At 61.1% G+C, this 19,152-nt stretch carries 19 protein-coding genes; 6 read left to right on the top strand and 13 right to left on the bottom strand.

The features are described 5' to 3' along the window. Positions 1 to 29: 29 nt before the first annotated feature. The 6 genes from ACMGG9_RS24625 to ACMGG9_RS24600 all read right to left on the bottom strand — a co-directional run bounded on the left by ACMGG9_RS24625 (position 30) and on the right by ACMGG9_RS24600 (position 6,171). Complete coding sequence (locus ACMGG9_RS24625; RefSeq protein WP_197788916.1) at positions 30 to 1,217, bottom strand: PLP-dependent aminotransferase family protein; 1,188 nt, start codon at positions 1,215 to 1,217, stop codon at positions 30 to 32. A gap of 44 nt (positions 1,218 to 1,261) precedes the next feature. Next, positions 1,262 to 1,963, bottom strand: coding sequence for a high-affinity branched-chain amino acid ABC transporter ATP-binding protein LivF (gene livF / locus ACMGG9_RS24620; protein ID WP_015376292.1), 702 nt, complete (start codon positions 1,961 to 1,963; stop codon positions 1,262 to 1,264). A 4-nt stretch (positions 1,964 to 1,967) separates the two neighbouring features. Then, positions 1,968 to 2,735 (bottom strand): high-affinity branched-chain amino acid ABC transporter ATP-binding protein LivG, encoded by a 768-nt coding sequence (gene livG / locus ACMGG9_RS24615; RefSeq protein WP_004934389.1) that lies wholly within the window; start codon positions 2,733 to 2,735, stop codon positions 1,968 to 1,970. After that, positions 2,732 to 4,015, bottom strand: a complete 1,284-nt coding sequence (locus ACMGG9_RS24610) for a high-affinity branched-chain amino acid ABC transporter permease LivM (RefSeq protein WP_414161794.1) — start codon at positions 4,013 to 4,015, stop codon at positions 2,732 to 2,734. The genes livG and ACMGG9_RS24610 overlap by 4 nt, the downstream gene beginning before the upstream one ends. After that, positions 4,012 to 4,938 carry a high-affinity branched-chain amino acid ABC transporter permease LivH gene (livH, locus tag ACMGG9_RS24605; protein WP_015376290.1) on the bottom strand — a complete coding sequence of 309 codons (927 nt, stop codon included), beginning with the start codon at positions 4,936 to 4,938 and terminating at the stop codon, positions 4,012 to 4,014. The genes ACMGG9_RS24610 and livH overlap by 4 nt, the downstream gene beginning before the upstream one ends. Positions 4,939 to 5,055: 117 nt before the next feature. Beyond that, positions 5,056 to 6,171, bottom strand: a complete 1,116-nt coding sequence (locus ACMGG9_RS24600; RefSeq protein WP_025304902.1) for a branched-chain amino acid ABC transporter substrate-binding protein — start codon at positions 6,169 to 6,171, stop codon at positions 5,056 to 5,058. A 405-nt stretch (positions 6,172 to 6,576) separates the two neighbouring features. On the opposite strand from ACMGG9_RS24600, the gene panM reads away from it, so the two are divergent. The 3 genes from panM to ACMGG9_RS24585 are packed head-to-tail and all read left to right on the top strand — an operon-like array spanning position 6,577 to position 10,239. Further along, positions 6,577 to 6,969, top strand: a complete 393-nt coding sequence (panM, locus tag ACMGG9_RS24595; protein ID WP_004934355.1) for an aspartate 1-decarboxylase autocleavage activator PanM — start codon at positions 6,577 to 6,579, stop codon at positions 6,967 to 6,969. After that, entirely contained in the window at positions 6,966 to 8,183 is a 1,218-nt protein-coding gene (locus ACMGG9_RS24590) for a DUF3142 domain-containing protein (RefSeq protein ID WP_414161793.1), read from the top strand. Before panM ends, ACMGG9_RS24590 begins: the two co-directional genes overlap by 4 nt. Beyond that, positions 8,170 to 10,239: a hypothetical protein gene (locus ACMGG9_RS24585; protein WP_414161792.1), complete on the top strand. Its 2,070-nt coding sequence runs from the start codon at positions 8,170 to 8,172 to the stop codon at positions 10,237 to 10,239. Before ACMGG9_RS24590 ends, ACMGG9_RS24585 begins: the two co-directional genes overlap by 14 nt. Positions 10,240 to 10,303: 64 nt before the next feature. Here ACMGG9_RS24585 and rpoH read toward each other — a convergent pair whose 3' ends face one another. The 4 genes from rpoH to ftsY form a co-directional block, all read right to left on the bottom strand. Further along, complete coding sequence (gene rpoH / locus ACMGG9_RS24580) at positions 10,304 to 11,161, bottom strand: RNA polymerase sigma factor RpoH (RefSeq protein WP_004934345.1); 858 nt, start codon at positions 11,159 to 11,161, stop codon at positions 10,304 to 10,306. Positions 11,162 to 11,478: 317 nt separating this feature from the next. Continuing rightward, positions 11,479 to 12,432 carry a permease-like cell division protein FtsX gene (gene ftsX / locus ACMGG9_RS24575; RefSeq protein ID WP_033636680.1) on the bottom strand — a complete coding sequence of 318 codons (954 nt, stop codon included), beginning with the start codon at positions 12,430 to 12,432 and terminating at the stop codon, positions 11,479 to 11,481. Next, complete coding sequence (gene ftsE / locus ACMGG9_RS24570) at positions 12,422 to 13,093, bottom strand: cell division ATP-binding protein FtsE (RefSeq protein ID WP_004934337.1); 672 nt, start codon at positions 13,091 to 13,093, stop codon at positions 12,422 to 12,424. The genes ftsX and ftsE overlap by 11 nt, the downstream gene beginning before the upstream one ends. A gap of 5 nt (positions 13,094 to 13,098) precedes the next feature. Next, positions 13,099 to 14,664, bottom strand: a complete 1,566-nt coding sequence (gene ftsY, locus ACMGG9_RS24565) for a signal recognition particle-docking protein FtsY (RefSeq protein ID WP_414161791.1) — start codon at positions 14,662 to 14,664, stop codon at positions 13,099 to 13,101. A 242-nt stretch (positions 14,665 to 14,906) separates the two neighbouring features. Here ftsY and rsmD point away from each other — a divergent pair, with 242 nt between their 5' ends. After that, complete coding sequence (gene rsmD, locus ACMGG9_RS24560) at positions 14,907 to 15,527, top strand: 16S rRNA (guanine(966)-N(2))-methyltransferase (protein ID WP_042783457.1); 621 nt, start codon at positions 14,907 to 14,909, stop codon at positions 15,525 to 15,527. Continuing rightward, positions 15,517 to 15,789 carry a DUF1145 family protein gene (locus tag ACMGG9_RS24555; protein WP_004934327.1) on the top strand — a complete coding sequence of 91 codons (273 nt, stop codon included), beginning with the start codon at positions 15,517 to 15,519 and terminating at the stop codon, positions 15,787 to 15,789. The genes rsmD and ACMGG9_RS24555 overlap by 11 nt, the downstream gene beginning before the upstream one ends. A 3-nt stretch (positions 15,790 to 15,792) precedes the next feature. On the opposite strand, the gene ACMGG9_RS24550 is transcribed toward ACMGG9_RS24555, so the two are convergent. Beyond that, entirely contained in the window at positions 15,793 to 16,149 is a 357-nt protein-coding gene (locus ACMGG9_RS24550; protein WP_414161790.1) for a DUF2500 domain-containing protein, read from the bottom strand. Between the two features lie 160 nt (positions 16,150 to 16,309). Here ACMGG9_RS24550 and ACMGG9_RS24545 point away from each other — a divergent pair, with 160 nt between their 5' ends. Further along, complete coding sequence (locus ACMGG9_RS24545; protein WP_089192360.1) at positions 16,310 to 16,936, top strand: lysoplasmalogenase; 627 nt, start codon at positions 16,310 to 16,312, stop codon at positions 16,934 to 16,936. Between the two features lie 40 nt (positions 16,937 to 16,976). Here the strand turns inward: ACMGG9_RS24545 and ACMGG9_RS24540 are convergent, their stop codons facing one another. Both ACMGG9_RS24540 and ACMGG9_RS24535 read right to left on the bottom strand, forming a co-directional pair. Further along, entirely contained in the window at positions 16,977 to 17,354 is a 378-nt protein-coding gene (locus tag ACMGG9_RS24540) for an AprI/Inh family metalloprotease inhibitor (protein WP_025304893.1), read from the bottom strand. A gap of 54 nt (positions 17,355 to 17,408) precedes the next feature. After that, positions 17,409 to 18,872 carry a serralysin family metalloprotease gene (locus ACMGG9_RS24535; protein ID WP_033652421.1) on the bottom strand — a complete coding sequence of 488 codons (1,464 nt, stop codon included), beginning with the start codon at positions 18,870 to 18,872 and terminating at the stop codon, positions 17,409 to 17,411. Between the last annotated feature and the right edge of the window lie 280 nt (positions 18,873 to 19,152).

Genomic DNA, 19,152 nt, shown 5'->3' with positions numbered 1-19,152 from the left:
GGCGGGCATGGGCTCCGCCGCCGCGAGGATTACAGCGAACGGCGCAGGCGCGCGACCGCTTCTTGCATCTGCTGCTCGGTGGCGGTGGCGAACGACAGGCGGAAGGTCGAACGATCCGGGTTGTCGGAGAAGAAGTATTCCCCCGGCACGAACACCACGCCCTGCTGCAGCGTGGTGTTCAGCCATGCGGTGGCGTTGAACGGCTGGCGGAAACGCGCCCACAGGAACATACCGCCCTTCGGTTTATCGAAGGTGATGTAGTCGCCCAGCTCCTGCTCCACCAAACCGGCCAGGATCTCGCCCTTGTGTTTGTAGGCGGCGCGGATCTTGTCGATCTGCGCCGGCAGGCGATCCAGGCCAAGGTAGCATTCGACGATGCTCTGCGACAGGGCGCTGGCGTGCAGATCCGCCGCCTGTTTGATGATCGCCACTTTATGCAGCAGGAACGGCGGCAGGATCGCCCAGCCCAGGCGCAGACCCGGCGCCAGGATCTTGGAAAAGGTCGAGGTATAGATGATGTGGTCGGTGTTGCCCAGCACCTGCTGCGACACCTGATGCAGCGTCGGGTGGCGCTCTTCGGTGAAACGCAGCTCGCCGTACGGATCGTCTTCGATGATCAGGAAGTTATGTTCGGCGGCCAGCTTCACCAGCAGTTCGCGGCGCTCGGCGCTGAGAGTGATGCCGCTGGGGTTGCCGAAGTTCGGCACCACGTACACGCCCTTGATGCGCTGGGTTTTCAGCAGCTCGGCCAGCTCTTCCACCACCATGCCGTCGCTGTCGGACGAGACCGACATGATGTTGGCCTCCGCCAGTTCCAGCGTTTGCAGCGCCGCCAGGTAGGTCGGGCGCTCCACCACGAACACGTCGCCCGGGTTGACGATGGCGCGCATCACCAAATCCAGGGCCTGCTGAGAGCCGGCGGTGACCATCACCTCTTCTGCGCGCGCGGTGACGCCGCGCTCGGCGCACAGCGCGCAAATGCGCTCACGCAGCAGCGGGCTGCCCTCGGTCAGGCCGTACTGGAATGCGCTTTTCGGCTGTTCGGTGATCGCCTGCTGGGTGGCGATGCTCAATCCTTCGAAATCGAACAGCGCATCAGAGGGGATGCCGCCCGCCAGCGAAATGACGTGTTCCATCTTGCTGTGCTTAAGCAATTCACGGATGGCCGAACTTTTTACGTTAACGATACGCTGCGCGAGTAACCCTTCTGTCTTCATTTCTTCTTCTCGTACCTGATTATTTTAATTCGTAGGGGGGCGGATTAACCGCCCAGATACGCCGACCTCACTGCTTCGTTGGCTAACAATGCAGCCCCCGTATCTTCCAACACCACGCGGCCGTTTTCCAGCACATAACCGCGGTCCGCCAATTTCAGCGCCTGATTGGCGTTTTGCTCCACCAGAAAGATGGTCATGCCCTCTTCCCGCAGCTGCTGAATGATGTCGAAAATCTGCTGGATGATGATGGGCGCCAGCCCAAGCGAAGGTTCGTCGAGCAGCAGCAGCTTCGGCTGGCTCATCAGCGCGCGGCCGATGGCCAACATCTGCTGTTCGCCGCCGGACATGGTGCCGGCACGCTGGCTTCGGCGCTCCAGCAGGCGCGGGAACAGCGTGAACACCCGTTCGATGCGCTGCTGATATTGGTGACGATCGGCGAAGAAGCCGCCCATCGCCAGATTTTCTTCCACCGTCATGCGCGAGAAGACGCGCCGCCCTTCCGGCACGATCGCCACCGCTTCGCGCATGATGCGCGAGGTTTGCCACTGGGTGATGTCCTGCCCCTGGAAGACGATGCTGCCTTCGCTGGCGCGCGGTTCGCCGCACAGGGTGCCGAGCAGCGTGGTTTTACCGGCGCCGTTGGCGCCGATTAACGTCACGATTTCGCCCTGACTAATCGTGAGACTGACCTGATGCAGCGCCTGAATTTTGCCGTAATGGGCGGATACCTGATTGAATGACAACATATTATTATTCGCCCAAATAAGCCCGGATCACGTCCGGGTTGTTGCGGATCTCCGCCGGTGTGCCCTGCGCCAGCGGCGTGCCCTGATTCACCACGTAAATGCGATCGGAGATGCCCATCACCAGCTTCATGTCGTGCTCGATCAGCAACACCGAGACCTTATGCCGATCGCGCAGCTCGACGATCAGATGATCCAGCTCGTCGGTCTCTTTCGGGTTCAGACCGGCGGCCGGTTCGTCCAGCATCAGCAGCTCCGGCCGGGTCACCATGCAGCGGGCGATCTCCAGCCGCCGCTGCTGCCCGTAGGCCAGGTTGCCCGCCGAACGGTTGGCCATCGATAGCAGGCCGACGCGCTCCAGCCACTCCGCTGCGCGCGCCAGCGCCTCGGCTTCGGCACGGCGGAAGGCCGGGGTTTTCAGCAGCCCGGCGAACACGCCGCTTTTCAGGTGCTGATGCTGCGCCACCAACAGGTTCTCAATCACCGTCATTTCACGGAACAGCCGCACATGCTGGAAGGTGCGCACTACGCCCATACGGGCGATGGCCTGCCCCGCCAGCCCTTCCAGATGGCGATCGCGCAATTTGATGGTGCCGCCGCTCGGGCGGTAGAAACCGGTCAGGCAGTTAAACACCGTGGTTTTACCGGCGCCGTTGGGGCCGATCAGCGACACGATTTCGCCTTCATTGAGCGTCAACGCGACATTGTTGACCGCCAGCAGCCCGCCAAAACGCATCGACAGGCCTTCCACCTGCAGTAAAGGTTGAACGCTCATGCCTGTTCCCCCTTGCCCGCGTGAATGTCCGCCGCCTGCAGCTTCAGCTGCGGCCGCTTCATCGGCAACAGCCCCTGCGGCCGCCAAATCATCATCAGCACCATCAGCGCCCCCAGCAGCAGCATGCTGTATTCATTCAGATCGCGCATCAGCTCGCGCGACACCACCAACAGGATCGCCGCCAGAATGACCGCGAACTGCGATCCCATGCCCCCCAGTACGACGATCGCCAACACGAAGGCCGACTCGACGAAAGTGAAGGATTCCGGGCTGACGAACCCCTGGCGCGCGGCGAACAGCGTGCCGGCAAACCCGGCGAATGCGGCGCTGATGGTAAAGGCGGTCAGCTTGATGCGCGTCGGGCTGAGGCCCAGCGAGCGGCAGGCGATCTCGTCTTCGCGCAGCGCTTCCCAGGCGCGCCCGAGCGGCATGCGCAGCAGGCGGTTGATGACGAACAGCGTCAGCACCACCAGCAGCAACGCCACCAGGTACAGAAATACGATGCGATCGCTCGGATCGTATTTCAGGCCGAAGACGTTATGGAAGGTATCCCAGCCGCCGTCGCGCACACTGCGGTTAAACTCCAGGCCGAAGAAGGTCGGTTTCGGGATCTGGCTGATGCCGTTCGGCCCGCCGGTGATCTCGGTATTGTTCAGCAGCAGGATGCGCACGATCTCACCGAAGCCGAGCGTCACGATCGCCAGATAGTCGCCGCGCAGCCGCAGCACCGGGAAACCGAGCAGGAAGCCGAAGGCGGCGGTGACGATCCCCGCCAGCGGCAGGCTCTCCCAAAAGCCGAGGCCGTAATAATGATTCAGCAGCGCATAGGTGTAGGCGCCGATGGCGTAGAAACCGCCGTAGCCGAGCACCAGCAGACCGGACAGGCCCACCACCACGTTGAGGCCGAGGCCCAGCATCACGTAGATCAGCGTCAGGGTGGCGATATCCACCGTGCCGCGCGACACCAGGAACGGCCAGGCGACCGCCGCGACGAGCAGCAGAGCCGCCAGCAGCTTTTGCCGCAGCGTGGTGCCGTCGAAGCTAGGCAGCACGAACGCCGGGCCGGAGACCTTTTTCAGGCCCTGCTGCAGCAGCGGGCGCAACAGCTGGAAGAAAAAGACGATGACGCAGCCGATGCCGATCCACATCCAGCGCACTTCCGCCGCGCCGTGCACCACCAGTTTGGTGCCGTCCAGGCTGAGCTGCATGCCCATCAGGAACGACGCCATCACGAACAGCACCGACGTGGCGATCAGCGCATTGAGCAGATTGAGTTTCATACTTTCTCAACCTCCGGACGCCCGAGGATGCCGGTCGGCATGATCAGCAGCACCACGATCAGCAGCGCGAACGACACCACGTCTTTGTATTCGGTGCTCAGGTAGGCGGAGGTCAGCGCTTCCGCCACGCCCAGCACCAGGCCGCCGATCATCGCGCCCGGAATGCTGCCGATGCCGCCCAGAACCGCGGCGGTGAAGGCTTTCATACCGGCCATAAACCCGATGTAAGGGTTGATGACGCCGTAGAACTGGCCGAGCAACACCCCGGCCACCGCCGCCATCACCGCACCGATGACGAAGGTCAGCGAGATCACCCGGTCCGTGTTGATGCCCAGCAGGCTGGCCATCTTCAGATCTTCCGCACAGGCGCGGCAGGCACGGCCCATGCGCGAATAGCGGATAAACAGCGTCAGCGCCAGCATCGCCAGGAAGGTCACGAGCCAGATGGTCAGCTGCATGGTGCTGATGGTGGCGGCGAAGCCGTTGCTTTCCCCCAGCACCCACTGGCCGGTGACCAGGCTGGGCAGCGCCAGATCGCGTGAGCCCTGCGTCAGGCTGACGTAGTTTTGCAGGAATATCGACATGCCGATGGCCGAGATCAGCGCAATCAGGCGCTTGGAGTTGCGCACCGGCTTGTAGGCCACCCGCTCGATGCTCCAGCCGTAGGCGCTGGCGATGACGATCGAGACCAGGAACGCGGCGCCGATCAGCAGCCAGCCGACGTCGATGCCGAGCATCATCAGGGCGGCGATAACGATAAAGGAGACATAGCTGCCGATCATGTACACCTCGCCGTGGGCGAAGTTGATCATGCCGATGATGCCGTAAACCATGGTGTAACCGATGGCGATCAATGCATAGGTGCTGCCCAACGTTAAGCCGTTGAACATCTGCTGCAGAAAATAGAGGAGCTGCTCTGACATACTCTGAACCCTTGGCTGCGAAACCCGCCGGCGGAGAACCGGCGGGTAAAGGGAGACGGGGCCGGCAAGCCGACCCGCTGGGCGCAGCAAACTGCGCCCCACCCTAATCATTATGGCTTATTTGATCGGTGTGGACGTGCCGTTGGCATGCCATTCGAACACGCCGAACTCGAAGCCTTTCAGATCGCCCTTGTCATCCCAGGTCAGCGGCCCCATCACGGTCTCCACCGGCTTGCCGGTTTTCAGATCCTTGACGATGTCCGCCGGCTCCTGGCTGCCGCTGCGCTCCATGCCGGTGGTCAGCGACTGCAGCGCGGCATAGGTGGTCCAGACGAACGGGCCGGTCGGATCCAGCTTCTTGGCTTTCAACGCATCGACGATCGGCTGGTTGGCAGGCACCTGATCGTAGCGTTTCGGCAGCGTCACCAGCATGCCTTCCGAAGCGGCGCCGGCGATGTTGGACAGTGAGGAGTTGCCCACGCCTTCCGGCCCCATGAAGCGGGTAGTCAACCCGGCCTGTTTGGCCTGACGCAGGATCTGGCCCATTTCCGGGTAGTAACCGCCGAAGTACACGAAGTCGATATTCTCTTTCTTCAGGCGCGCCACCAGGGTGGAGAAGTCTTTGTCGCCGGCGGTGATGCCTTCGAACATCGCCACTTCGGTGCCCTGTTTTTTCAGGCTGTCGCGCACCGAGCGCGCCAGGCCTTCGCCGTATTGTTGCTTGTCGTGCACCACGGCGATGCGCTTCGGCTTGATGTCGCTGAGGATGTATTTGGCGGCGGTCGGGCCCTGATCCGAATCCAGGCCGGTGGTGCGCAGGATCATCTTGTAGCCGCGGGTGGTCAGATCGGCGTTGGTGGCCGCCGGGGTAATCATGATCACGCCTTCGTCTTCATAGATATCGGACGCCGGCTGGGTGGATGAGGAGCACAGGTGGCCGATCACGTAGCGAATGCCGTCGTTGATCACCTTGTTGGCGACCGCAACCGCCTGTTTCGGGTCGCAGGCGTCGTCGTATTCCACGCCGACCAGCTTGTCGCCCTTGATGCCGCCCTTGGCATTAATGTCGGCAATCGCCTGGCGCGCGCCGGTAAATTCCATGTCGCCATACTGCGCGACCGGGCCGGACATTGCCCCGACGATCGCCACCTTGATGTCTTTCGCCATGGCCGCCTGGCTCATGGCCATCGCAATACAACCCGCCAGCAGTGCCTTACCTGTTGTTAATTTCATCCGCAAATCCCCATCTGTCGTTGTGAACGTACCTGTTGTGTTTGCCTGCGCCCGATCGTTATTGACCGCTTTTGTTATAAGTAATAATGATTTAGGCTCTTTGTTGGCATTATTTTCTAATAAGACTTTATTTTTCATACCATTAAACAGGAATTTTCTGCTGCAAATCAACTTCATCCGGCAGAAACAAGCGGTGTAAACAGGATAAAATTCGAATTAAATCTGCGCTGTTTACCTTGAGGCGTAGCGCGTTGTGCTGGTTAACAATCCGTTTACTAACTATTTACTCGGAAAATGCCCCGTGCAAAAAACATATTGCACATTAATCGTACAGAAAAACTTACACAACGCTCTGCACAAGATCTATTACACTGTCGGCATCATTTAGCTGCGCGGAAATTCTGCATGAAACTGACCATCGAGCGCCTGACCGCGCTGTCCCCGCAAGACCTTATCGACCTCGGTAAAATTTGGCCGCACCAGCAGCCGGAACAGTGGCAGAGCTGGCTGAGCGGCGGCAAGGCGCTGTTCGCCGCCCGCTTCAACGAGCGTCTGCTGGGCGCGGTGAAAATTGCGCTGCAGGACGACCGCGCCGAACTGCAGGATCTGCTGGTACGCGAAGTGACGCGCCGCCGCGGCGTCGGTCTTTACCTGGTGCAAGATGCACAGCGTCAGCTGCCGCAGGTCGCCCATTGGCAGCTGTCGACCGCCGGTCTGGCGCCGCGCGAACGTGGGGAAGTCGATAACTTCATGCGCGCCTGCGGCTTCGCGCCGCAGGGCGATCTCTGGCAAAAATGAAACGCCGGCTGGCGGCGCTGGTCTTGATTGCGCTGGGGTTGGCGGCTTGGTTCGCCGGGCGCCAGCAGGCGCTGCGCCTGGCCTCAGGCTGGGATCAGCAGGTTTATGTCTGGCAGCGGGTTTGGACGCCGCAGCACGCCGATGCGCTGGCGCGCAGCCGCGATCTGTTCGCCGGGCTGCGGGTGCTGGCGTTGCAGGTGCATCCGCGTGAAGGCTGGCGGGAAATCCCGGCCGATCTCAGCCTGCTGAAGCGGGACGGCCGCCCGCTCTGGCTGGTAGCGCGCCTCGACGGCCAGCTGCCGCAGCTGGACCAAGAAGCCATTATCCAGCGTCTGCTGGCGATCACCCAGCGCTGGCAGGCGGCCGGGCTGCCCGTCACCGGCGTCGAGATCGATCATGACGCCGCCACGGCTCGCCTGCCGGATTACCAACGTTTTCTGCAGCGGCTGCGCCAACGGCTGCCCGCCGCTTTGCAACTCGGCATCACCGCCCTGCCGGCCTGGATCGGCTCGCCCAACTTGCCCGGCGTACTGCAACAGGCCGACAGTTCCGTTCTGCAAGTGCATGCGGTGCTCTCACCGCAGCAGGGGCTGTTTGACGGCCCGCTGGCGCTGCGCTGGGTGCGGCAGTACGCCGCCGTCACACCGAAACCGTTTCGCGTCGCGCTGCCGGCCTATGGCATGGCGCTGCTGGGGTTTGATGTGCAGGGCGCGCAGGTGGAGAGCGAATCCTCACTGCGCGTGGCCGGCAACGGCCGAGAACTGACGGTCGCGCCGCAGCAGATCGCCGATTTTCTGCAAACGCTGGCGCAGCAAACGCCGCCCCGGCTGCGCGGCGTGATTTGGTTCCGACTGCCGCTGGCGGACGATCGGCGCGCCTGGTCGCTCGCCACGCTGCGAGCGGTGATCGAACGGCGGCCGCTGAATGTAGACTGGCAGGTAAAATTTAGGCCTCAGCCGCAGCAAAACGGGCTGTATGATCTGATAATTCACAACAACGGGCCGGTGGACGCCCCGCTGCCGCAAGAGGTGGTCATCCGCGCCGACGACTGCCTGGCGGCGGACGCGGTCGGCAACTACCGGCTGGAATCCGCACCGCAACGGCAACGCTTTATTCGCATCAGCAGCGACCAGCTGCGAGCCGGGCAATCCCGGCCACTGGGCTGGCTGCGCTGCCAACAACTGACGCCAGGAGGCACCCTTGTCACACCTTGATTCGCGCGCGGCACGGAACACCCGCCGCCTTCTTCCGCTGGCCATACTGATCGGCGCCGCACTGCCGCTGGGCGGCTATGCCTGCGGCCCGGATTTTCCTAACCGGCTGCTGATCGATCGCAACGGCACCCTGCTGTATATGCCGGAAGGCAATTTCGCCTTCGAAGCCGGCCGGCTGGTGCCGATGGATAAACAGTTGCCGCACTGGCAAGCCCCGCCGCCGCCGATGCCGCCGAAACCGATGCCGCAATCGCCGGAAACGATAGCGATAGGCAAAATGCGCGCCGCCAAAACGGTGGAAGAGGCTGACGCCGTCAATACGCAGGGGTTGTCCAACGCCGCGCGTCTCTATCAACTGGGCGCCGTGGCTTTCGCCAGCCACGATCCGCGCGCCGCAGACTATTTTCAGCAGGTGCTGAAGCTACCGGCCGCCGAGCAGGGCGACTGGGGACTGCGGGCGCAGTATTCGCTTGGCCGCGTACTGATGGCTGACCACGGGACGCCGGTGAACGAATCCGGTGAAGCGGCCCCCGCCGCCGAGCACCCGCCAAAAGCCGCGCTTGAACAGGCGCTGACGGCATTCCAGCAGGTGATCGACCGGGTGAAAAGCGGCGCCGCCGATCCCGATCAGTTGGCGTTGAGCAGCCTTGGGCAGCAGGCGCGCATCCACCTGTGGCTGGGTGACGTCGCCCCCGCCGCCCATCTGTACGCGCAACAGGCGGCGCAGGGCGATCCGAGCGGCGGGCAGTCGCTGCAGTACGTCTCCAGCTTCCTGGTCAACCCCGACCATTTGGACACGCTGAAACAGATTATCGGCGATCCGTTGATCCAGCAGCTGGTGACCATTGAACTGTTCGCCCGCAGCGGCAACCTGCAAATGGCGGATACCGACGGCAACGGCCGCTCCGCGCAAATCATCAACCAGATCCTGACGCTGCTGGACGGCTCAGTGAAAAGCGGCTTCGCCGGCAGCGATCGGCTGGCGGCGCTGGCTTACCGTTCGGGGCAGTACCCGATGGCGGCCAGCCTGCTGAAAAACGCCGGCGACAGCGGCCTGGCGTGGTGGCTGCGCGCCAAAATGGCGCTGCGCGACGGTGACGTGAAAGCCGCCACCGCCGCCTACGCCAAGGCGGCAAGCGCGTTCCCCGCCGACGAAAGCTGGGGTGAACAGCGCAACGCCGACTTCGTCGCGGAAACCATCGTGCCCGAGTGCCGGGTGGCCGGCGAACAGGCCATCCTGGCGCTGAACCGAGGCGACTATCTGCAGGCGATGGACCTGCTGTATCGCGGCAAAGCGCTCTACTGGGCCGACGTGGCCGACGTGGCGGAACGGGTGCTGACCGTCGATGAGTTGAAAGGCTTTGTCGATAAGCACGCCCCGGCGCCGACGACGCCGCTCAAGCCGGTTAATCCGGACGATTACGGCGGCCAGCAGATCACGCCGGAGGTGCAGCTGCGCGAACTGCTGGCGCGGCGGCTGATGCGCGCCGGGCGAGCGCCGGAGGCGCTGGCCTACTTCGATATCCCCAACTACCGGCAAGCGGCGCAGCAGTTCGCCGACGAGCTGAAGGCCGCCAAGGACAAATCCGCTGCGCCGCTGGCGCGCGCGCAGGCTTACTATCGCGCCGCCAACCTGCTGCGCGCCCAGGGGCTGGAGTTCACCGGCTATGAGATGACGCCGGATTACGCCATCTATGGCGCCGGCTATTCCTATCTGGGGGATGCGTTCGATACCCGCGAACTGAAGCATAAAAGCTGGATCGACAGCGCCGAAGCGGCGCGCGCCAAGGCGGCGCTACCGGAGGAAGACAACCGTTTCCTGCACTATCGCTGGCAGGCGGTGGGGCTGGCGCAACAGGCGGCCGATCTGCTGCCGCCGAAGAGCCAGGCCTATGCCGCCGTGCTGTGTAACGCCGCCAGCTGGGTTATCAAACGCGATGCCAAAACCGGCCGGGCGCTTTATCAGCGCTATATCAACACCGGCACCCGTTATCCGTGGGCGGCGAAATTCGGCTACGACTGCCCGGCGCCGGACTTCGCCACCGTGGCGCCATAACGCCGAATTTCAGGCACTAAAAAGCCCGGCTTGCCGGGCTTTTTTTATCGAATCTCGCATCGACTCAGGCTTCGATCGCCATTTTCAGTTTCTTCATGGCGTTCTTTTCCAGCTGGCGCACGCGTTCGGCGGAAACGCCGTACTGATCGGCCAGCTCCTGCAGTGTCGACTTATTGTCGTCATCCAGCCAACGGGCGCGGATGATATGCTGGCTGCGTTCGTCGAGACCTTCCAGCGCATAGGCCAGTTTGTCTGCGGCGTTGCTTTCCCAGTTATCTTCCTCGATGCCTTCGGCGAAGTCCGAGCTCTTGTCCTGCAGGTACAGCACCGGCGCCATCGACTGGCCATCGCGGGCCTCGTCGTCCGGAGTCGGATCGAACGTCATGTCCTGCGCCGCCATGCGCGATTCCATCTCGCGCACGTCTTTGCTGGTGACGCCCAGCTCACGGGCCACCAGTTCCACTTCGTCCTGGTTGAACCAGCCCAAACGCTGTTTGGTTTTGCGCAGGTTAAAGAACAGCTTGCGCTGCGCTTTGGTGGTCGCCACTTTCACGATGCGCCAGTTGCGCAATACGTACTCGTGGATTTCCGCCTTAATCCAATGCACCGCAAAGGAAACCAGACGCACGCCGACTTCCGGGTTGAAGCGGCGAACGGCTTTCATCAGGCCGATGTTGCCTTCCTGAATCAGATCCGCCTGCGGCAGACCATAGCCTGAATAGTTGCGGGCAATATGAGCGACAAAGCGCAGGTGAGACAGGATGAGCTGCTTAGCGGCATCCAGATCGCCCTGATAATGCAGCCGTTCAGCCAGCTCCCGCTCTTCCTCTGCCGTCAGCATCGGATAGGCGTTGGCTGCCCGGATATAGGCTTCCAAGCTACCTTGGGGTACTAAGGCTAAAGTTTGCATTTCTTTGGTCATTCAAACCCTCTCTATGAGAATACAAAATCATGCAGGTGATTATTACAGCGGGGAAATGATTGATTCTACGGCAGTTGCTGAAGCAAAAGCGGTTCCACACGCCGGGCACCTTAACATTTGCTGCAATTTTTGACCGTACTCCGCCCTAAAAGTTCACCCTTTTTTGCAAGCATTGTTGCTGACAATACGTGACGAGGGTGCAGGCCGATAGGGAATTTGTGCGCTAAGAAGAGAGGGATGGTGCTGACTTCGCTTGAGGTCACTCTTCTCCCGCAACGCGATCAAAAGCAGCAGGAGAAGAGTATACCAAAAAAATCTTACTGTGGTGTAAATCGGCGTAAATGTTGCACCGTCGCCAGCCAGGCGGCGATCCAGCCGATCATCGCGGAGATGATCAGCAGCAGCAGCGCCTCATCCCAGCCCAGCCCGTGCAAGGTGAAGGTGGTGCCGAATACCTTGGCCACCCCGGCGACCACCGACTCCAGCTGCCACACCAGCGCACCGGACAACACCAGCGACAGCAGCGCGCCGGCAAAACCCAGCATCGCCCCGCCGTTGAGGAACGGCCGCAGAATAAAGCCGTCGGTGGCACCGATCAGCTTCATCACGTTAATGGTGTCGCGGCGGCTGAAGATGCTCAGACGCACACTGTTGCCGATCACCAGGAACACCGCCACGATCATCAGCACGCCGATGATCGCCGCGATCTGACCCGCCAGCCCGGTCAGCGCCGCCAGGCGGGCAAACCAGCTGTCATCCATACGCACTTCTTCCACGCCCTGCACCGCCGCTACGCGATCGCGCAGGGTGTTGAGGGTATCCGAACTCTGGAAGCTCATCTTCGGCGTGACGATCGCCACCGCCGGCAGCGGGTTCTCTTCCAGCATGTCCAGCGCGCCGCCAAAGCCCGACCAGTTGCGGAACTCGCCGCGCGCTTCTTCACGCGACAGGTAATTGACCTTCTCCACGCCGGCTTCCGCCTTGATGGCGTCGAGCACTTTCAGCGCGGCGTCGTCATCGAGCGATTTATCCAGATAAACGGTCAGCTGCGGCGTCGGGTACCACTGGCTAGCCGCGGTGCTGACGTTTTTCCACACGATGTAGCACACGCTCGGCAGCGTCAGGGAAATGGCGATCACCATCACCGTCAGCAGCGTCGCCAACGGCTGACGCAGCATGTCTTTGATGGCGTTCATCCAGGCGTAACGCCACTGCTCGCGCCAGCCGCCGCGCAGCGCCTTGCTCTTGGCGGTTTTTGCGTTATTGGCCATGGTGAGCGCCCCCTTGCATGCGGCCCTGGCTCAGCGTCAGGATGCGGTAATTGCGGCGGGCGATAAGCCCGGTGTCGTGCGTCGCCATCAGTACGGTCACGCCGACGCGGTTGAATTCTTCAAACAGGCGCAGAATGCCTTCTGACAGCGCATCATCCAGGTTACCGGTCGGTTCATCCGCCAGCAGCACCGCCGGCTTGTTCACCACCGCACGGGCGATGCCCACGCGCTGCTGCTCACCGCCGGACAGCTGAATCGGGAAGTTTTTCGCTTTATCCAGCAAACCGACCTTGTCCAGCGCGGCGGAAACGCGGCGGCGGATATCTTCGGTGCTGGCGCCGGCGATGATCAGCGGCATCGCCACGTTGTCATACACCGTGCGATCCAGCAGCAGGTGGTGATCCTGGAAGATCATGCCGATCTGCCGACGCAGGAACGGCACCTCGCGGTTTTTCAAGCGACTGATGTCGTGACCGCCAAACCAGATGTGGCCGGCGCTGGGCCGTTCGATACCGCAAATCAGTTTCAGCAGGGTACTTTTCCCCGCGCCGGAATGGCCGGTCAGAAACGCCATCTCCGCCGGGCGCAGATGGAAATCAACCCCCTGCAGCGCTTGCCGTCCGCCCAGATAAGCTTTACTGACCTGTTCAAAGCGAATCATCCGTATTAATCCTCTCGGGCAAAAAGTGCCTCAATAAAATCGTCAGCCTTAAAGGGCCGCAAATCTTCGATGCCTTCCCCGACGCCGATATAGCGGATCGGGATACCGAACTGATCGGCGATGGCGAAGATCACCCCGCCCTTGGCGGTACCGTCCAGTTTAGTCAGCGTGATGCCGGTTAAGCCCACGGCCTCATTAAATAATTTCGCCTGACTGACCGCATTCTGGCCGGTGCTGGCATCGAGCGTCAGCATAACCTCATGGGGGGCCTGGTCGTCCAGTTTTTTCATGACGCGGACGATCTTCTTCAGCTCTTCCATCAGGTGCGATTTGTTCTGCAGACGGCCGGCGGTATCGGCGATCAACACATCAATGCCGCGCGCCTTGGCGGCCTGCACCGCATCGAAGATCACCGAAGCGGAATCCGCGCCGGTATGCTGCGCCACCACCGGAATGCGGTTGCGTTCACCCCACACCTGCAGCTGCTCCACCGCGGCAGCGCGGAAGGTATCCCCCGCCGCCAGCATCACCGACTTGCCTTCCGCCTGGAATTGACGCGCCAGCTTGCCGATGGTGGTGGTTTTACCCACACCGTTCACGCCGACCATCAAGATGACATACGGGGTTTTCCCGCTGACATCCAGCGGCTGATCGACCTTGGCCAGAATTTCGGACATTTCCTCCTTCAGCTTGCCGTACAGCGCTTCGGCGTCTTTCAGCTGCTTGCGGCTGGCGTGCTGGGTTAGGGAGGTGATGATTTTGCGCGTGGTATCCACGCCGACGTCAGCGATCAGCAACTGTTCTTCCAGCTCGTCGAACAGATCGTCGTCGATCTTTTTACCGCGGAACAGCCCCATAAAGCCGGAGCCGAGGTTTTGTTTGGTCTTCAGCAGGCTGCGCTTCAGGCGGGCGAAGAAGCCTTCTTTGGTCGGTCTTTCCTGTTCTTGCGCCGCGGCCGGCACCACCGGCTCAAGCGGTTCTTCTTCCACTTCCGGCACGGATTCAGGTTCAACGACCGACACAGGCTCGACGACCGGCTCAGGTTCAACGACCGGCTCAGGCTCGACGACCGGCTCGGGTTCAACCACCGGCTCAGGCTCGACGACCGGCTCAGGCTCAACGACCGGCTCAGGCTCGACGACCGGCTCAGGTTCAACGACCGGCTCAGGCTCAACGACCGGCTCAGGCTCAACGACCGGCTCAGGCTCGACGACCGGCTCAGGTTCAACGACCGGTTGCTGTTGCGCCGCCGCCTGTTCGGTGACGCTGACGATCTCTTCGGCCAGCGCTTGCGCCGCCGGCTGTTCAGCCGCCGCCGGCAAATTTTCCGCGATTTGCTCGCCGGCCTGACCGTTATCCCACTCTCCCGGGGTGTCGACGGAGGCGGCAGGTTCAGATTCCTGGGCGGGGAGCTTGTCGTCCAGCTTGGCGGCGGCCGGTGCAGCCGGCGTCTCCGCGGCCTGAGCTTCCGCCTGCTCTACCGGCTGCTCAGGTTGCTGTTGCTCTTCTTCCTTTTCCTTCTGGCCAAAGCCCAGCCAGGAGAAAAACCCACGTTTCTTATCTTTTGCCATGTTATGACTCTACTCCGTACCGAAGGCTCGCTTACCCTACATACCTGAAGGATATATGCTGACAATAATCCGCCGAGTCTATCACTTTCCCTCGCGCAGCAACACGCATCCGGCATGCTTTCCGGTGTGAAATCAGACAACAAAGTTTTACCGTTCCCCCCGACGCCCGTCACCGGTAGAATAGGGACAACTTTTCATTAACCTCTGCGGCCCCGCGCCGCAAAAGAAATCAAACAACGCTTATGACAAGACTCTCGCCACGGGCGGCGGCCAAAAAACCGCCCCAGGCCGCAGCCGGACAGATCCGCATCATCGGCGGCCAATGGCGCGGCCGTAAGCTCCCGGTGCCGAACAGCCCGGGGCTGCGCCCCACGACCGATCGGGTACGCGAAACCCTGTTCAACTGGCTGGCGCCGGTGATTCAGGGCGCGCGCTGCCTGGACTGCTTCGCCGGCAGCGGCGCATTAGGGCTGGAAGCGCTGTCGCGCTATGCCGGCAGCGCCACGCTGTTGGAATTCGAGCGGCCGGTGGCGCAGCAGCTGGAAAAAAATCTGGCGCTGCTGCAGGGCAAAGGGGTGGTTATCAACACCAACGCGCTGAGCTGGCTGGCGGGCGACGGTCAACCGTTCGACGTGGTGTTCCTCGATCCGCCGTTTCGCAAAGGCCTGCTGGCGGAGACCGTCTTGTTGCTGGAGCAGCGGGGCTGGCTGGCCGACGAGGCCTGGATCTATGTAGAAGCCGAGGCGGAAAGCGCCGCGGCGGACGTGCCTGCCAGCTGGCAGTTGCACCGGGAGAAGGTCGCCGGCCAGGTGGCTTATCGCCTTTATCTTCGTTCGCAAGAGAAAACCGACCATGCTGATTAATCTGGGCCGCCTGCTGATGCTGTGCGTATGGGGCTTCCTGCTCTCTAACCTGTTCCATCCGTTTCCCAAGCCGCTGAAGTATTTCATCGACGTGGCGCTGTTCTTTATGGTGGTGATGCACGGCCTGCAGCTGGTGCTGTTGAAATCCACCCAGCCGAAGGATCAGCCGATCAGCTACTGGCAAGAGGCCAAGATCTTTATCTTTGGCGTGTTCGAGCTGCTGGCCTGGCAAAAGAAACAGCCGCCCATCAAGAAAAAGTGACCGCTACGGCTGAACGGTGAACGAGACGAAGCGCGTGCCCTGCATGTTTAACGTGCCCTGCGCGCCTTTTTCTATCGGGTTGTACTGCCATTGCTTCAGCCGCAGCGTAATGTTTTCACCGCCCTGGTTAGGGCTGAACACCACCTCGTAATACATCGGTTCATTGACCAACGGCTCGCGCTGCGGCGCACGGGTCTTGGCGACCGGCACCACGCGTTTGTCGCTCACCGTCACCTGCAGACTGCGCATCGGCGCGCGATCGTTTTCCGCCTCCTGTTGGCGCTGTTTGAAGTAACGTTGCGTGGCCAGCACGGCGATCAACGCAATGACGGCGACAAAAAATAACGGTGGCTTACTCATCGGTTTCCCATTTCCTTCACGGTCAAATCGGCGTAAACATAGCATTCTCAAGAAAGCATTGTCGATCGTCGGCAGGCTACCTACACTGAAATGAAGAAGTGACATGGGTGACAGTTTGGAGCCGGTGGTTGCGGCTCCCTCCTACATAAGGAAGACATAAATGAGTTGGCCGTTCCTTGCCGTATTCTTTTCCGGTTGGCTGTTCGTCGACGCCTCTTACCGTGGGCCGCGCTGGCAGCGTTGGGTGTTCAAACCCGTCACGCTGCTGCTGCTGTTGCTGTTGGCCTGGCAGGCACCGGTGCTCAGCGCCGCGGGTTATCTGATCGTACTCGGCCTGCTGGCAACGCTGATCGGCGATGCGCTGCTTCTGTTGCCGCGCGAGCGGGTGCTGTACGCCATCGGCGCCTTTTTCCTGTCCCACTTGCTGTACACCCTGAGTTTCGCCAGCCAGATGACGTTCAGTCTGTTCTGGCCGCTGCCGCTGGCGCTGCTGGCGATCGGCGCATTGCTGCTGGCCGCCCTTTGGACTCGGCTGGAAGAGATGCGCTGGCCGATCGTCACCTACGTGGCGATGACGCTGCTGATGGTCTGGCTGGCGGGCGAGCAATATTTCCTGCGCAGCACCGATTTCGGCTTCTCGCTGCTGACCGGCACCTCGCTATTGCTGCTGGCCAACGTGGTTTGGCTGATCAACCGCTACCGCTTCACCTTCCGCGCAGCGGACGCCATCGTCGCTTTCTGTTACTTTTCCGGCCACTTCCTGATCGTGCGTTCGCTCTACCTGTAGAGACCTGCCGCGGGTTCGGCGCGCCGAACCCGTTTCTTCATCAAGCCAGCGCTTTCAACGTCAGGGCATCACCCGCACCCAGTTGATTGCGGTACAGATCGCCGTCGCGCGAGAAGAACGCCAGCGTGCTGCCATCCGCCTGCAGCAGGGCGATGCCGTCCGGCGCCGGGCGCCAGCCCACCACCTCGGCCGCAAATACGCTTTGCAGACAACGCTGCCGATCCACCAGTTGGTAGCCGTTGGTCTCGCTTTGCTCATTGGCCAGAAACTCGATTTGGCATTGCCGTTCGCTGTCGGCTACCTGCCATTGCCCCGCCAGCGACTGCGCGGTCGGCAGCGCCAGGCTGCCGGCCATCACCGCACTCGTCACCATCATGCCTCCCGCCGCCAGGGCGGCGCGCGTTAAAGTACCTTTCATACCGGCTCCCACATCACGCCCGGCCGAGACTGCGCCGGGCGCTCCGTTGCTGCGTTACACGATAAAGTCAGTGGCGACGTCTACCTGACCGACGATTTTCACCAGGAAGTCCGGCGCCTGATGACCACCGATGTTCACCGACAAATCGGTCACGTTGTTGGACGCGTTGTAGCTCAGCAGCGCTTCACCCGCCGCGCCGCTGAAGTGATCGACGAAGTGAATGAAATCGCTGCTCTGCGCCTCTTTGTTGAAGAACGACAGATCAATCTTGTCGATCCCTTTCTGGAAGTCGCGGATCCAGTCTGAAGCGCCCGGCGCGGAATCGCTGGCGGCAGAGAACACGAAGATGTCTTTACCGGCACCGCCCCACAGCTCATCCGCCCCGCCGCCGCCGAACAGCACGTCGTTACCCGCGCCGCCTTTCAGCACGTTATTGGCCGCGTTGCCGACGATCACGTCGTTGCCGGAACCGCCAATGGCGTTCTCGATGGTCACACCGGCGGCGATCGAGACGTTGCCTTTCAGGCCGCCCACGTCGGAGAACGACTTCTCGTTCAGGTTGATGCGCTGGTTAGCGGTATAACCGGAGAAGTCGAAGGTATCGTTGCCGCCCGCATCCCACACCGCAAAGATCAGTTTTTGCGCGTTGCTGGTGGTGCTGAGGAAGTCACGACCGGTGTTGGAGTTAAAACCGTACACGGTGTCGCCGGTGCGGGTCGACAGGTTGGCGCCATACAGATGTTGAATGGCGGCAATGTCATCCAGCAGCGGAGCTGCGGCGTAATGACCGCCGTTATCACCACCGGTGTTGGTTTCGCTCCAGTAGCTCATCAGGCTGAACTGGCGGGTGTCTTCCGCATAAGTGACGTCGCGATAGGTCGGGTTGCCTTCACCGGCGTTGTAATCGCCCGGGTGGCTCAGACCCAGCGCATGGCCAATCTCATGGGTGAACGTCTGGCGGCCGTAGTCTTCGGTCGCCGGATGCTTCACGTTGGACTGGTTGACGTTGTACCAGGTCTGGCCCCCCAGATCCTGCCCCTGCCAAATGGTGTTCGGCAGGAAGGCGTAGGCCTGGGTGCCGTAATCATAGTGGCCGGGACGATCCTGGCTGTAGTTACCGAAGGTGATGTTGGCCTTTTGTCCGGCCGCCACTTCGGTAAAGGTGATATTGGCGACGTCGGCCCAGGACTGCAGCGACAGCTTAGCCTGCTGCTGCTGTTCCGCGCTGAACTTGCTCAGCCCGGTGTCGCCGGCGACGTTGGTGGAAGAGAACTTATAGTCCGGGAAGGAGAAGGTTAATTTGACCGGCTGGCCAAATACCTTGTAACCGTTCCAGGTTTGGTTCTCACGGGTAATAAACAGCCCAGCTTGCTCGTTAGAAAATGAATCCTTGCCATTAATCTGAATCCCGTTGCCCCGCTCATGATAATGCAACAGGTCGTCTACAGCATCGTAGCCGGTTGTGGCGGCCGCGAAGTTGGATTCAGTAATTTCAATTGCCTTTTTAGTAGATTGCATTGGTTCGATTCCACTCATTACCTGATTGATATCAATCAGACAGATAAACATAACCTCCCCGTAAGCCACGATTAATGAACCTTAAGCTTGCTGGAAGGGGCTTATGCGCCGTTGCCGGCAGTGTGTTTGGTAGAATTAATGCATATATATCAGCAAATAAGATCACCATTAAAAATGGTAATCGATTCCAATTATAGGCAGGACCGCAAAACTGCACATAAAATAATCAACCATTTATTATCGCAACGAAAGTTTGTTATGCTACTTTTTTCGCTTATTT

Origin of the sequence: Serratia sp. BNK-10 (assembly GCF_047456065.1) — a bacterium.
GTDB classification, from domain to species: domain Bacteria; phylum Pseudomonadota; class Gammaproteobacteria; order Enterobacterales; family Enterobacteriaceae; genus Serratia; species Serratia ureilytica.
Note: the sequence above shows the minus strand (reverse complement) of the source record. Positions and strands in the feature narration are given on the sequence as shown.

Bases quoted from the DNA above. Each gene is read 5' to 3' on its own strand.
- ftsY (WP_414161791.1), bottom strand. From the start codon at position 14,664: ATGGCAAAAGATAAGAAACGTGGGTTTTTCTCCTGGCTGGGCTTTGGC.
- ACMGG9_RS24610 (WP_414161794.1), bottom strand. From the start codon at position 4,015: ATGAAACTCAATCTGCTCAATGCGCTGATCGCCACGTCGGTGCTGTTC.
- rsmD (WP_042783457.1), top strand. From the start codon at position 14,907: ATGACAAGACTCTCGCCACGGGCGGCGGCCAAAAAACCGCCCCAGGCC.
- ftsX (WP_033636680.1), bottom strand. From the start codon at position 12,432: ATGGCCAATAACGCAAAAACCGCCAAGAGCAAGGCGCTGCGCGGCGGC.
- ACMGG9_RS24535 (WP_033652421.1), bottom strand. From the start codon at position 18,872: ATGCAATCTACTAAAAAGGCAATTGAAATTACTGAATCCAACTTCGCG.
- ftsE (WP_004934337.1), bottom strand. From the start codon at position 13,093: ATGATTCGCTTTGAACAGGTCAGTAAAGCTTATCTGGGCGGACGGCAA.
- ACMGG9_RS24555 (WP_004934327.1), top strand. From the start codon at position 15,517: ATGCTGATTAATCTGGGCCGCCTGCTGATGCTGTGCGTATGGGGCTTC.
- ACMGG9_RS24625 (WP_197788916.1), bottom strand. From the start codon at position 1,217: ATGAAGACAGAAGGGTTACTCGCGCAGCGTATCGTTAACGTAAAAAGT.
- ACMGG9_RS24545 (WP_089192360.1), top strand. From the start codon at position 16,310: ATGAGTTGGCCGTTCCTTGCCGTATTCTTTTCCGGTTGGCTGTTCGTC.
- ACMGG9_RS24600 (WP_025304902.1), bottom strand. From the start codon at position 6,171: ATGAAATTAACAACAGGTAAGGCACTGCTGGCGGGTTGTATTGCGATG.
- ACMGG9_RS24540 (WP_025304893.1), bottom strand. From the start codon at position 17,354: ATGAAAGGTACTTTAACGCGCGCCGCCCTGGCGGCGGGAGGCATGATG.
- panM (WP_004934355.1), top strand. From the start codon at position 6,577: ATGAAACTGACCATCGAGCGCCTGACCGCGCTGTCCCCGCAAGACCTT.
- ACMGG9_RS24550 (WP_414161790.1), bottom strand. From the start codon at position 16,149: ATGAGTAAGCCACCGTTATTTTTTGTCGCCGTCATTGCGTTGATCGCC.
- rpoH (WP_004934345.1), bottom strand. From the start codon at position 11,161: ATGACCAAAGAAATGCAAACTTTAGCCTTAGTACCCCAAGGTAGCTTG.
- livG (WP_004934389.1), bottom strand. From the start codon at position 2,735: ATGAGCGTTCAACCTTTACTGCAGGTGGAAGGCCTGTCGATGCGTTTT.
- livF (WP_015376292.1), bottom strand. From the start codon at position 1,963: ATGTTGTCATTCAATCAGGTATCCGCCCATTACGGCAAAATTCAGGCG.
- livH (WP_015376290.1), bottom strand. From the start codon at position 4,938: ATGTCAGAGCAGCTCCTCTATTTTCTGCAGCAGATGTTCAACGGCTTA.
- ACMGG9_RS24590 (WP_414161793.1), top strand. From the start codon at position 6,966: ATGAAACGCCGGCTGGCGGCGCTGGTCTTGATTGCGCTGGGGTTGGCG.